Raw genomic sequence first — 13,804 nt, forward strand, 5'->3', positions numbered from 1 at the left:
TATAATTTACAAACACAAAACTATTTACATTATGAAACATAGATATATCCTTATTCCCATTTTTACAATATTAGCCATAGGTTCTACCAAAGGACAAATAGTTATAGGGACGGATAAAGAACCCGAGAAATTCTGTATTGTAGAAGTAGAAAGTAAAAAAGGAGGTATACGTCTACCGAGAATACCAGATACCAATAAAAATAATATGATAACAACACACTCATTAACGAGTAATCCTGAGTCTGCGGGGCTGGTTATCTATAATTCAACGAATAATATTATCGAATTCTGGGATGGTAACAGATGGGTAGCTTTGTCAAATAAGATATCAGGGGCAAACGGCTTAACAGATACCAATGGCAAAGAGCTATGGCTAGGAGGTAAGCTCGATGATAACACAACTGTACAAATGAATAACAACGAATTGAAGATACAGCATAATCCTGCTGCAAAATTTATTATCAATGATACAATGGTTGTAGTAAACAATAAGATTGTGGACATACGCGTCGCCCGGGAATTTATGGTTAACGATACGGTTATAAGTATAAAAGGAAAGTATGTAGATATGCGACCGGCCATCTTATCTATTAATAACAATACATTCAGTATGAATGAAAGCGGAAGGACCAGAATGACCGGAACGTTCCAGTATACAGATGGTACCCAGGATCAAGGACATCTGCTTACAGCCAATAATAAAGGTGATGCATACTGGGGCGCATTAAGGCCTTTAGGGACTGTAAAGTCAACTTCAATTAACAACAACAAAGGTTTTGCCAGTAGCACAGTACAAGTATCTGACGGTATGCTTGAATTGCCTGCCGGACAATGGCTGATATTTGCTAAATTCAATTCGAACATGAATGCCTCACTTACAGGAATGTATCATTGGATATTATTATCTTCAAAAACACCGAGTCAAAGCAGTTACACCACCATATCCAGAGCCGGAGCCAATCCAGAGAAGAAGACCGCCGGAACGGGTATAAAGTCATATGCCACTCCATTTATATTACATTATGTAAACATAAAGGAGAAAACTCAATATATTATACAGGCTGGCACCAGTAACGCAGGCAATTCGGCTACTGTATCCGAAACATGGATAGGTAATTCTTATTTTTATGCACTGCGAATTGATATTCCGACCGACTAATAAACAGAAGTTGAAATATAGATAAAAAAACATTTCAATTTTAGTTTTGCTTTTTCAAAATAATCTTCCATCTCAAATATAAGAAAGGCAACCTCTCTTATATTTGAGATTTTTATGAGTTCTTCCTCTATATCACATTCTCTCTTATTCCTGATAAGCTCTATAATACTCCTCACAAATAATTATCGCAAAAAAGTAAATCTTCTATAATATTGTGTATCTTTGCACTACTTTGTTCCATTAAGGATGAAAAGGGAATCAGGTGTAAATCCTGAACAGACCCGCTGCTGTAAGCTCTGGGAATGTTTATATCAAAATACCACTGTTGCAAAATGGGAAGGTGATATAAGCAAGAGTAAGTCAGAAGACCTGCAAAGTAATATTTCGACAGCTTTCGAGGAATAAGGCTTAAGAAACATGCGTAAAAGAATTTAACTACCCTTCTTTTTCTTTGTTCTTATCGGATGCTGCAATTATACTAAAAGATATATTTTGCATAGATGAGAATTTTATTTTCTACCTTTTTATTTTTTTGTTCTTTCGCTGGTACATTTCTACTGGCGCAAACAAATGATAGTATCGAAACACAAAAGCTATCGGAGGTAGAAGTATCTGCACTTATAAAACCGTCGGCTGCCCGCTCGACTACACCACTGCAAGTGATAGACAACGCTGAAATGGAACGGATCGGCATATTATCTGTATCGGATGCCGTACGCAGATTCTCGGGCGTCAGCATAAAAGATTATGGAGGTATCGGTGGCATGAAAACGGTATCTATCAGAGGTATGGGGGCACAGCATACAGCAGTAAGTTATGATGGAATAACAATGAGTAATGTACAATCCGGACAAATAGACATAAGCCGTTTTTCTCTGGATAATGTCTCTATGATTTCTTTATCGATAGGACAATCCGATGATATTTTTCAATCCGCAAGGTCTTATGCTTCCGCCGGAGTACTCCAGATAACAACATTACAACCTACTTTCGACACTAAGCGGAATACATTAAACACAGGGGTCAAAACGGGATCATTCGGACTATTAAATCCAATGGTTTACTATGCCCGTAAAATTAACGGGCGATTTTCTATTTCCGTTAACAGCGGATGGGAACGGGCAGACGGCAGGTATAAATTCACATATAAAAATGCAGAACAGACCGAGGAACGAAAAAGAAGAAATTCTGATGTAAGTATCTGGCGTACGGAGCTTAATTTATATGGCAATTTGGGTAAAGGTGGAAATTTAAATTTCAAGGTGAATTATCTGGATTCGGAAAGAGGCCTGCCAGGATCGGTAATTTTTTACAAAGACGATAATGATGAACGAGTATGGAATAAGGATATTTTTGCCCAGACCTATTACAAAAATACGCTTTCACATAAACTGGAACTAAAGGCACAGGCAAGATTTAGCCGTACATATTACAAATACCTCGCTCTAAATAACAATATATCAGGCAGCAAACAAGAAGACCGCATCACCCAGTTTGAATACTATGCCTCTGCAGGGATTTTATATAAACCTATAGAGGATATCTCTATAAGCCTCTTCGAAGATGTATTTCAAAACCGTCTGAACAGTAATTTTACTGATATAGACAGTCCCTCCCGAAATTCATCCCTGACTGCATTAGCCGCACAATATAATAATAAACATATCACTATTACCGGTAGCCTGTTGGCTACATATGTAAAAGAGGATGCTAAGTCGGGAGAAATACCTGACAACAAGAAAAAGATAACCCCATCTATCAGTCTTTCATATTTGCCTTTCTTAAAGACAAACATAAGATTACGTGCTTCTTATAAAAAGATATTCAGAGTGCCGACATTCGACGATATGTATTATATCAGAATGGGGAATATCAATCTGAAACCAGAATATGCTACTCAATACAATGCCGGTTTGACATGGGTTGGAAAAATATCAGACAAAGTTGATTTTATAAGTATATCTGCCGACGGATATAAAAACAAGGTAGACGATAAGATTGTGCCCTTCCCGACTATGAATATTTTCAAAATGCGTAATTATGGAAAAGTAGACATGACCGGATTAGATATTAATACACGTCTGCACAGTGAGCTTTGCAAAAAGTTATCTATCCAATTGACCGGAAATTACAGCTATCAGAAAGTTATCGACATTACTGACCCTGAAAGTAAAAATTATAGAGACCAGATACCGTATACCCCGCGACACTATGGTTCAGGTGCTATAAGCCTGGAGAACCCATGGATAAATATAGCTTATACTTTAATCGTATCGGGCAAGAGATATGCATTGGATCAGAATATACCTGATAATGAGATAGAATCATATACGAATCATAGTATTTCTTTAAATAAGTCTTTTGATATAAATAAAAGTAAATTACGAGTGCAGCTCAATCTGATTAATTTATCTAATAAAAACTATCAGATCATTAAGTATTATCCTATGCCGGGACGTTCATTTACTTTATCAGCTAATTATCGTTTTTAAATTATATAGAACAGTAGCATACTGTTAAGTTGTAATAACATATTATTAAATACATTCTTTTACTTAATAAAATATTATCTATTATGAAAATGAATAAATTATTCAATGTTCTCTGTTTAATCTCGCTACTAACATTTTCTTTTATATCATGTAGTGATGATGATGACAATGATTTTTTTAATTCTGTTGAAACTCTACCTACGGATATAGCTTTTCTGGACGTAAATTTGAAAGGTGGCGAAATTAGTGGCGAATTAACATGGAAAAAGCCAATCAATACATCTGAACTTTCGTCCATTGTCATTTATGCCTCAAATGACGGCACTACAAAAGAAGCCAGAATAGATGAAGTATCGATTGACAAAGAGAAATATACAGTAGAAGCAAGAAATTATACTAAATATCTCCTGCTCGTTCCTAAAAATAAAAAAGATGTAGAAGGTTCTACCTTTGCCAAGGTGGAAATAACGGACGAAACCGGTAATAACGTTGTCACTGATCTGACATTTGAGGATACTGATTATACAAAAGATAAAATAGCTGGTAAGCTATCATGGACCAAGGCTTCCGGATACATTAATCTTTCAAAACTGATAATTTATACCTCCGAAGATGGTACTATCAAAAAAGATAAACTGGCTGAAGTAAATCCCGATATGGAAGAATATACTATAGCAAGCCGTGATTTGAGCAAATACTTCATCGTAGTTGCTACCGATGCAGAAAATACAGAAGTTGAAGACTTTGCCAAAATTGAAGTAAAAGATGCTTACGAAGTTTCGGGAGTATATATTCTAAACAGTGGAAAGATGGGAAATAATAATTCAAATATCTCATTCTACAATTTCCTTACAACAGAATTTAAAACTAAAGTATTCGAAAGCGCAAACGGGACAAGTCTGGGAGATACAGGCCAGGATATGGTAGTATACGGATCTAAAATGTATATCGCCGTTTATGGCTCCGGAGTTATCTACGTAACGGATAAGCAAGGAAAGAAACTGGCTGCTATCGAATCTGTAAAAGGAGACAAAAAACAGCAACCTCGCGGACTAACCTCATATGAAGGGAAAGTATATGCAACTCTCTATGACGGCTATCTTGCAAAAATAGACACCACTAAACTGGAAATTGAAAGCCAAGTAGCTGTCGGACGTAATCCTGAATATGTACGTGCAGCAAATAATAAACTGTATGTCGCCAATTCAGGTGGCTTAGATTATAATACTCCTTTAGGATACGACAAAACAGTTTCGGTTGTAGATGTTGCTACATTCAGAGAGACTGAAAAGATTCCGGTAGTCATCAATCCTGATAAAATGGCTGTTGATAGCGAAGGGGATATATATGTAATTTCTAACGGTAATTATGGTGATATACCTAATACCCTGCAAAGAATTGATGCAAGCACGCATAAAGTAACCAATGTTGGTAATGCAACATGGATGAGTATGAATAACGATAAGTTATATATCATTTATTCACAATACGATGCCAATTGGAATCAGGTAGTCAGCTACCATGTTTTTGATGCCAAGACAGAGAAGATGCTGACAGATAAATTTATAACAGACGGAACAACAGTAAATAAGCCGTTTTCTATCAATGCTGACCCTGTTAATAACTATGTATATATCGGTACATCGGACTATACTAATAATGGAGATATGTACATCTTCACCTCTGATGGTAAATTAGTTAAAAAATTAGACACAGGAGGTCTTAATCCGGCAGGTGCATATTTTGCAAGCTGGATAATCAGATAATATATGAAACTCTTAAATATCACACTACTCTTTTCTATTATCCTCATCCTCGCAGGCTGCAATAATCGCAAGCCTGCCGGACAGGATAACACGGAGCCGCAAACGGAATATACTGTCTATTATGCCAAAGGCTTTCAGGTAAAAAAGTATGATGAATATACTACTGTGTCGGTGCGTGATCCCTGGGATACCACGCGCATGCTGCAAACATATGTGCTGGTGGCAAAGAATAAAGATTTACCCGCAAATCTTCCTAAAGGCACACTTGTAAGAACACCTTTGGAAACTGTGGCAACATATTCCACCATCCATTGCTCTACGCTGAACGAACTGGATGCAGTGAACCTGATAAAAGGTGTGTGTGAACCTCAGTATATCAAACTATCTAATATACAAGACGGTGTAAAGAGCGGAGCAATCGTCGATTTGGGAATGGCCAGTAAACCCGATACCGAAAGATTGATCATGCTCAGCCCTGATGCTATCTTTGCCACTCCTATACAAGGCTGGACATACGGTAGCATAGAAAAAACAGGAATTCCTATTCTGGAAACGACCGATTATACCGAATCGCATCCGCTTGGACGCGCCGAATGGATACGCTACTATTCTTTATTTATCGGAAAAGAGCAATTGGCTGATTCGCTGTTCGCCCTCACCGAAAAGAATTATAATGCTGTCAAAGAAGCTCTGGCCGGAACTACAAACCGTCCTTCCGTATTTACGGATATACGTTATCAGAACAAATGGAATATGCCCGGAGGCAAAAGCTTTATGGCAAATATGCTATCCGATTCGGGAGCATCGTATTGCTGGTCTGATAATAACTCAACAACTTATATGCCTCTGGCATTCGAATCGGTGTTAGACAAGGCGGGTGAAGCAGATTTCTGGATAATCAAATATAACTGGCCTAAAGATATGACATACCAGAGCCTGGAAAAAGAATATAAGCCATATTCCCATTTCAAGGCATTTAAAGAAAAAAATATATACGGATGCAATACAGCATATTCAAGCTATTATGAAGATTTGCCGATTCATCCGGATTATATATTGAAAGATATGGCGTATATATTCCATCCGGAACTCTTCCCGGGATATACGCCGAAATATTATAAAAAAATAGGAGAGTAAATGTATATAGGTTTGTAAAAAGGCTGTGAACAGAATTTCTGTCCCAGCCTTTTTCTTTTAATAGTAATGAACGATATCGATCACATCGGAGCGTGACATAGCTCCCGGATTAATGCCAGGTTCGCCTTCGGGAATTGGTAAATTATACTTCCCGAAATATTCTTTCCAACCCTCCGTTATCTCATCTGTATCTGGCGATTTGAAAGTCATCGTATTCAACGGGAATACAGGAATGTGATTATTGGCCCTGAGAAGGATATCATAAATAAGCTCTGAACAATAATATTTATCATTACCCAAGATAAATCCATCATCATAATCTTTGCCGACAAGGGTTAACCCCTCGTTCAATGCTGCAGGGATACAATGAATGTATTCTTCCTTCAGCCGGCCTACGACCGATTTAGGATAACCGCCTTTTCCCCCGGGATACAGATAATCATCCAGAGGGGTCTTTGCTACTTTAGGACGAGTAGCTTCTATTACATAAACACTGTCATTATCGTCAATATAAACTATACCTACATGCGTAAACCGATAATCACCAATACCGGCAGTAACTGCTTTTATCGTATTATCTGTTCCGCTTGCACAATCTTCCTGAAAAATCAGATCGCCTGCACGGAGTTTAAAATCATTAATACCCCTATCCTGTTGGTATAGAGATAAAATAATTAATAATATAGTTTTCATCTTCTATCTAAAAATTTCATTAAAATGTATTTGAAGTACCGGGGGCGTAAGCTCCCCCAATTCCTTATTTTCAAAATACAGGTAATTGCAAAGGAAAACCAGATTATCAAAGGAAATATTCATTTTTAATTGATGGATCACCAGATTTGAAATAACTGTATTTCTTTCAATTTTGAGAAATTGCTTCGCCAGTATTTTATTCTTATCAAAAACCGAAACAATATCCGGCGACAATGGCTCTAGTTCAAATCTCAACCTGAATTTATTTCTCAGCATACCTGTCCAGTTTTTACTTTTATAGTGCTGATATGTTATATCTTCGAATAGTGTAAATAATGTTCTGTCACTTATCTGCAAGGTAGCATATATTCCATTCAGCATTCTGGATTCCTCTTCCAGCGAAGCCCACTCGTTCTTGCATTTATAGCGCATATTATGCTCTATTTCCTGCCATCCTTCCGACAAGGTTGTACGCACCTGAATTTCGAAAGTAGAATCAATATACCTGAAGCTATCGCTGTACATATTTTTCCATACATTAAATTCATTGAGCAATTCGCCACTCATTCTGCATACTACATTTATCCTGACCGGATCGAACTGATTGACCTTCGGATTATCGTATTGTAAATCGACAACATCAAACAACGAAGAAAAATAATCGACCAATACCTCAATATCCTCATTGAAGTATGTCATCACCCGCAGGCCTATAACGTCTTGTACTAATTTTCCATTGTGCATATAGCCTTTGCGCCTGATTTTTTCTTCGATCGAATTCTTTTCTTTTATCCGTGAATGAATCCTGTATAACAGGCCGGTCCTTGCCAGATTCGACTCTATGATTTCCTTTACATTCTGCTCAATAAGAATAAGCCCTTCATATATCATATTCAGACATTTTAATTATTTACTGACACAGAATGTTCAACGAAAATACAGAATCGATATTCTTACAGCCTTCCTGTTTTTATATAAAAATAAGATGGCAAATCCAATTATAACATCTCTTCATATTTCATATTTGCGTACAAGACCGTCTGAATTCTTCACCCCTCTCTATAAAATATTTTTCAGAGAGGAGTGAAGTTTTATCAGAGAACTATCTGAAAGTATAACTGATACCTCCCATTAGCCAGAAACCAGCCTGAGGTATATTTCCCCTATCGAAATAATGTGTATCATAAAGATTATTCAGATTCAGATTGAATACCATATCTTTATATTCATAGTTCAATTTCAGGTCGAGAGTCGAAAATGCAGGATAATGCTCATCGCCCACTTTTACCAGATTTTCAAATTTCTCATAAGTACCCATCCGCTTTTGGAAACGAAAATACCAGCCTGCCGAAAGTCCTTTATATATCTGATGATTGAATTTTGCCGTAAACTTATCCCGTAGATAGTTCAGTGAATAAATAGATATGAGGCCTTTGGTGTCTCCATCCTGATGCATACGGGTATAATCTAACGCCAGAGACGATTCTTCTCCCAATACGGGAAGTATATCTCCGATACGGAATTTAGCACCCATCTCCACACCTTTAGTATCTATTTTACTCAAATTCCATGCAGTGTACGCTTCATCCGTCGGGTTCTCTTTCACCCAGTCAATGATATCTCTACCCCATTGCATAAAGCCTGTAAGGTATGCACTAAAGTGATTGTCATTATATTTTATGCCTAATTCGAAAGATTCCGATTTTTCCGGTTTCAGATCATTCCGCCCGATATGCGTAGGTGCTTTATAATACATATCGGTAAAGGTAGGCACACGTGTTGACTTACTCCACGACGACGATACATTTATCCTGTCCGAAGGACGATAAGTAGCGCTTACCGAGGGATAGAACTTATATTGATTGTCTTGTAATGTATTATGATTCATTAGCGCTCCTGCGGATAGCACAAACCGCTCTATACTATAGGTATGCTCAAGTGATATACTGGCATTAGTCCGGTCATCATACTTCGTGTACTTGCGGTGTGGCTCAACCATAAGCATTCCTAAATTAGTACTCATAATATCTTCCTTGCGTATTTCTCCTCCAAGGCTGGTATTGCCAAACTTCGACCTGTACGAAAAAATAAGATTAGCTCCGTAAGTATCGCTGCGGTGGTAATTCCGTCCGTAATCGGTATCTTTCACCAGATCGTATTGATCGTGATGCCTGTTCCAATAAATTATAGGAACTATTTTAAAATCTGAGCCGAACTCCCCTTTCAACGAACCCATATATGTACTGGTGCGTTCGTACTGATTTGGAAATTTCGGTGAATAGAATGTATTGGCTCCGTATTTTTTATCATTATATCCCAGCTGCAGATCCAGTTTAGATTCATTTTGCAGCCTAAAGCGTGTTTGCCACAATACATTGTATATATCATAATCGCTATTCGCAATATAGCCGTCCGAAGAATTATAGCCCACCGACAAACTATTGGTTGCTATACCCGTTTTTGCCGCACCACGCACTTCCATCCCCCGAAGTTTGTGCATGCCCGCTTCTACACTGGCATAAGCCTTGTAGTCCGTATTCTTTTTTGTAATAATATTAATTCCGCCAGAAAAGGCACTCGAGCCGTAAATAAGAGCAGACGGACCATGAATGATCTCGATACGTTCGATGTCGGAAAGGTTGATGGGAATGTCGAAACTGTAGTGCCCTGTCTGGGCGTTTGAAAGGTTTACTCCGTTGAGAAGTACTGCGTTTTGATCGAATGATCCGCCACGGATCGAAATGTCGGCTTGTACACCGTGCCCGCCTCTTTGAACTACATCCATGTTAGCGGCGTAAACTAACAGATCCTGAATACTGCGGACGGGCGACTGCTCAATTTGTTCTTTGGTGATTACTGTAACAAGTTTTGCAGTCTGATTAATTGGAGTCTCTACCCGGGATGCCGTGACCATCACTTCGTCAAGTTCCTTTTCCAATACTTTTTGCTGCTGCTCACCATCAGTGGTAGTCTGCGCGGTGATAGTAGATACAGAAAGAAATGAAATAGCACAGCCTTTCACTACTCCGATGTTCACAATCCGGTGCATACTGTTAAATGCACTGTAGGCCTTCCGCACAAAGCGTTTGAAACGGTAGACCGGTCTTTCCTTAAAATGTTTTCGATTCATTTTTTTAGAATTTGTTAATAAAATAAATTGTCGCCGCAAAAGTACGGATTATAGATAAAGTTACCGAGCATAAATGCATAAAAAAAGCATGAATCCAAATAAGGTCCATGCTTTCAATTATTTAATATATTGTTATTTCTGTCCTACTCTTACATCATACAATGTCTTCCGGTTCATCAGTACAACTTTGTAATCTATAATAGAATCTCCATTTCCGGCTTTATCGATTACCGCAACTTTCATATCATAAATTTTTTGAGTTAAAACCAGCGTGTCCATTACCAATTTTTCTCCATCTTTACGGGTTCGGGTTATGGTATCAGGTATCTGAGCTAACCTGTTACGATATACTGTTATATCTTTTTGATTAAATATCATTTGCCCCAGTTTGATTACCGGCATAATGGAGTCTTTTACACTTTCGCGCCCTCTCTTATCTTTATATTCAGGATTTATTTCCACTTTAAAGGTAGATAAACCCTCATTATCTGTAAACCGGGCATATATATACATCCATTTTTTAGTTATTACCGTATCTATTCTATTGGGATTAGTATTCAGGCTATCATTTATCTTAACGACCAGATTACCGTACATCAACGTATCATTCTTATTAATCCGTACATCTGATATTGTAGGAGGCTCTGTCTCATCATCCTCAACCTTTGCACAAGATGAAAAATACAGGCCGGTCAGCAGAATAAGCGAAACCAGAAACAAGCAAAAATTTCTCATTATATATTAAGTAACTATTTAAATTTTACCGAAATTATTCTTATATAACCATTTTCATTCTTTGACATTCTCTTTATGGTTCTTTTGAGTATCTTTTTCACTTTTTTCTTTTGGTTTAGCCCGCTAAACCTGCAAGCAAAAATCTAAAAACCTGTCTCAAAATAACTCATAGAAGAATACCAATTAAATTTAAACAGTTACTAAGTGAATTTGTAACTACGAAAATACGATAAAGTTACGAGTTACAGGTCACCGCTAACCGTTTTTTTAGATTATTGACAATCCCGTATTATCAGCCATTGAAAGGAATACGCAGAAAGACTTGTATATTCCTACCTGGTTCGGGTATATTCAACCGACGATAAAGGCTCATATGATTAAGATAGCGAGTATTGAATATGTTTTGAACCTGCAGGTTGAAATTAACGGCAAACTTAGAAGTAAAGCGGTAATCGAATCCCGCGCCGGCATGGAACAAACTGGTACCCTCTGTTTTTGCTTCATCAAAGCCTACCCGGCTTTGTTTCGCATACCATTGATGAGAGGCAGATAACTGATAGTACGTCAGCCCTTTCCTTTTACCTGTATCTTTTAAGTATTTTATCTCATTAGTCATCGTCAAAGGTGGAGTGAAAGGCAGGGGATTATGGGCATCAAGATTTTTATTCAGTACAAAACTGCCTGCAGAAGACAATTCCAGTTGTCTCAATAATAACCATGCGATCCTATACTCTGCTCCTGTGAATATTGCTTTTGCCTGAGAATACTGATAAGGCTTATCATCATAAAGCGATACGGGTGTTTCCTCCACAGGCTGTAAAAAAATAAAATTGGAGTAATAATTTACAAACGGACTAAAATCAACAGAAAAGCCCGCCTTGTTATTATAATTTAGGCCCAAATCCAGTGTATAACCATTCTCTGCTTTTAGATCAGGATTACCAATCTCGTAACGGAATGCGGCATGGTGCACACCGTTAGCAGCAAGCTCATTCGCCGAAGGAAACCTGAAAGTTTTAGATACATTTGCTTTATATGTAAAACCGGTGTATGAATGTGGTGTATATACCAGCCCTGCACTTGCCGACCAGCTACCGAAGTTACGGTCTACATCGTAAGCCCGTTGGGCATATTGTTTCACTATATCTTCTCCGTATCCCTGTTCTTGGAGGTAGGTAGCTAAAGTATTATCATAAAAACCCGTGACGTCCATGTTCCCGAAATCGTATCTGGCTCCGGCCGAAAATAACCATTCATTCGTAAAGCGGAATGTATTTATGAAAGATAATCCGCCTGATATCTGATTGTAACGCGGCAGGAAGTACTCAAAGCCCCCTACCCTGTTTTGCTGATATTCTATGCTCGCTCCGATTGTTTTTGTCCAATTCCCCTTTTCATCCAGGAAAAGACGGGCATTTGACGAATATGTCCTCAATTTGAAATCTACTGCAATGTCATCGTCTGTCTCCGGCTCAGACTGCCCTTCATAATGTTCGTGAAAATGTTCGTACTCGCGTCGATGATTATACTGATATCCTGTATTTACAGACAAGCGGAATGCCGATGTTTTCCACTCTGTATTATTCGTTACCGCAAAATGATTTGCAGTAGCATATGGCAATGTGATATTCCGGTGCGAATTATCCATATCGTGATCATGGTCGTGGTCATCATGATCTCCTTCTTCGTGATCGTGATCCGAATGATCTTCCTCCACTTCAAAAAGTCCGGTCTTTTGGTAGTTGTTACTTACATTCACATAAGTGGTCACATTCTTTTTTCTGAAACCGACCGTTCCCGAAAGTGAATATTCCTTTCCGGCAGAATTGGGTAAACGCTTGTCCGGAAAAGCAATTTCCTGCGACTCATAGTCCGCTTTTTCGGCTGGCAGCCTATAATCAGCATAATCTTTATAATCATAAGCACCCTGCAAAAACCAGTTACCTTTCTGCCACCGGGCAGTAAGCCCCGCCCCATACAAATCATTGTTTGATGCCCCATACAATTGAGCCTCACCTTTGAAAACATCGGCATTCTCAAACCCATATGGCTGGATTTCGATTGCTGTTGTAGTACCCGAGCCTAAGAGTAATGAGTTTGGCCCCTTATAAATAGTTGTATTATATATATCCGATTGATTTATATCTATGCCATGGTCGGCACCCCATTGCTGATTCTGCTGACCAACACCTCTGTTTATTACTGTTACCCTATTGCCACTCAATCCTCTTATCACAGGTTTTGAAGTACCTCCGCCTATATTCATAGTAGTCACACCCGGTAAAATACTTAGCATCTTATTAAACGATGTAGAAGGTTTATCGTAATCTATACGCCTAACTGAGTTTTTTACCCCGGCAGATATCTCCACTTCGCTCAATTCTACGGCCAACGGCTTTAAACGGATATTGAGAAGTGTATCATTATGTAATGCTATATATACCGTATCTGTTTTATATCCTATATAGTTTACAAGGAGAGTATATGCATCATTCCTTAAATGGCAAAAACTAAAAACACCGAGACTATCAGTCAATTCGCCGACAGGCGTATTTATTATAGAAACGGCAGCTCCTTCTATAGGGTTTCCTGTATTTTGGTTTGTCACCTTTCCTGATATTGCGCAGGTTGATTGAGCTGAGAGCTGAAGATAAACGATGGAGAAGAATAGTATGAATAAAATCTTTTTCAT

The 13,804-nt window shown here is 38.1% G+C and carries 9 protein-coding genes and 1 riboswitch; of the genes, 4 read left to right on the top strand and 5 right to left on the bottom strand.

Annotated elements, in window-relative coordinates:
- Positions 1–31 precede the first annotated feature (31 nt).
- The 4 genes from QZL88_RS03760 (at position 32) to QZL88_RS03775 (ending at position 6,554) form a co-directional block, all read left to right on the top strand.
- The gene (locus tag QZL88_RS03760) at positions 32–1,159 is read left to right on the top strand and encodes a hypothetical protein (protein ID WP_296938693.1); all 1,128 of its coding nucleotides are present in this window, start codon (positions 32–34) and stop codon (positions 1,157–1,159) included.
- A gap of 215 nt (positions 1,160–1,374) precedes the next feature.
- Positions 1,375–1,551, top strand: a riboswitch (cobalamin riboswitch).
- Between the two features lie 108 nt (positions 1,552–1,659).
- Entirely contained in the window at positions 1,660–3,651 is a 1,992-nt protein-coding gene (locus tag QZL88_RS03765; RefSeq protein WP_296938694.1) for a TonB-dependent receptor, read from the top strand.
- 83 nt (positions 3,652–3,734) lie between these two features.
- Positions 3,735–5,417: a DUF5074 domain-containing protein gene (locus tag QZL88_RS03770; protein WP_296938695.1), complete on the top strand. Its 1,683-nt coding sequence runs from the start codon at positions 3,735–3,737 to the stop codon at positions 5,415–5,417.
- Between the two features lie 3 nt (positions 5,418–5,420).
- Positions 5,421–6,554 carry an ABC transporter substrate-binding protein gene (locus QZL88_RS03775; protein WP_296938696.1) on the top strand — a complete coding sequence of 378 codons (1,134 nt, stop codon included), beginning with the start codon at positions 5,421–5,423 and terminating at the stop codon, positions 6,552–6,554.
- Positions 6,555–6,611: 57 nt separating this feature from the next.
- Here the strand turns inward: QZL88_RS03775 and QZL88_RS03780 are convergent, their stop codons facing one another.
- From QZL88_RS03780 to QZL88_RS03800, 5 genes are all read right to left on the bottom strand, one after another.
- The gene (locus QZL88_RS03780) at positions 6,612–7,247 is read right to left on the bottom strand and encodes a YiiX/YebB-like N1pC/P60 family cysteine hydrolase (protein WP_296938697.1); all 636 of its coding nucleotides are present in this window, start codon (positions 7,245–7,247) and stop codon (positions 6,612–6,614) included.
- Positions 7,248–7,250: 3 nt separating this feature from the next.
- A complete protein-coding gene (locus QZL88_RS03785) occupies positions 7,251–8,138 on the bottom strand; it encodes a RelA/SpoT domain-containing protein (RefSeq protein WP_296938698.1) in 888 nt (295 codons plus the stop codon).
- A gap of 211 nt (positions 8,139–8,349) precedes the next feature.
- Entirely contained in the window at positions 8,350–10,377 is a 2,028-nt protein-coding gene (locus QZL88_RS03790; RefSeq protein ID WP_296938699.1) for a TonB-dependent receptor, read from the bottom strand.
- Between the two features lie 132 nt (positions 10,378–10,509).
- Positions 10,510–11,112: a hypothetical protein gene (locus tag QZL88_RS03795; RefSeq protein WP_296938700.1), complete on the bottom strand. Its 603-nt coding sequence runs from the start codon at positions 11,110–11,112 to the stop codon at positions 10,510–10,512.
- A 292-nt stretch (positions 11,113–11,404) separates the two neighbouring features.
- Entirely contained in the window at positions 11,405–13,804 is a 2,400-nt protein-coding gene (locus QZL88_RS03800; RefSeq protein WP_296938701.1) for a TonB-dependent receptor, read from the bottom strand.

The organism is uncultured Dysgonomonas sp. (assembly GCF_900079725.1).
Lineage (GTDB): Bacteria > Bacteroidota > Bacteroidia > Bacteroidales > Dysgonomonadaceae > Dysgonomonas.

Coding starts and splice junctions, on each gene's coding strand:
- QZL88_RS03760 (WP_296938693.1), top strand. CDS start 32: ATGAAACATAGATATATCCTTATTCCCATTTTTACAATATTAGCCATA.
- QZL88_RS03765 (WP_296938694.1), top strand. CDS start 1,660: ATGAGAATTTTATTTTCTACCTTTTTATTTTTTTGTTCTTTCGCTGGT.
- QZL88_RS03770 (WP_296938695.1), top strand. CDS start 3,735: ATGAAAATGAATAAATTATTCAATGTTCTCTGTTTAATCTCGCTACTA.
- QZL88_RS03775 (WP_296938696.1), top strand. CDS start 5,421: ATGAAACTCTTAAATATCACACTACTCTTTTCTATTATCCTCATCCTC.
- QZL88_RS03780 (WP_296938697.1), bottom strand. CDS start 7,247: ATGAAAACTATATTATTAATTATTTTATCTCTATACCAACAGGATAGG.
- QZL88_RS03785 (WP_296938698.1), bottom strand. CDS start 8,138: ATGATATATGAAGGGCTTATTCTTATTGAGCAGAATGTAAAGGAAATC.
- QZL88_RS03790 (WP_296938699.1), bottom strand. CDS start 10,377: ATGAATCGAAAACATTTTAAGGAAAGACCGGTCTACCGTTTCAAACGC.
- QZL88_RS03795 (WP_296938700.1), bottom strand. CDS start 11,112: ATGAGAAATTTTTGCTTGTTTCTGGTTTCGCTTATTCTGCTGACCGGC.
- QZL88_RS03800 (WP_296938701.1), bottom strand. CDS start 13,804: ATGAAAAAGATTTTATTCATACTATTCTTCTCCATCGTTTATCTTCAG.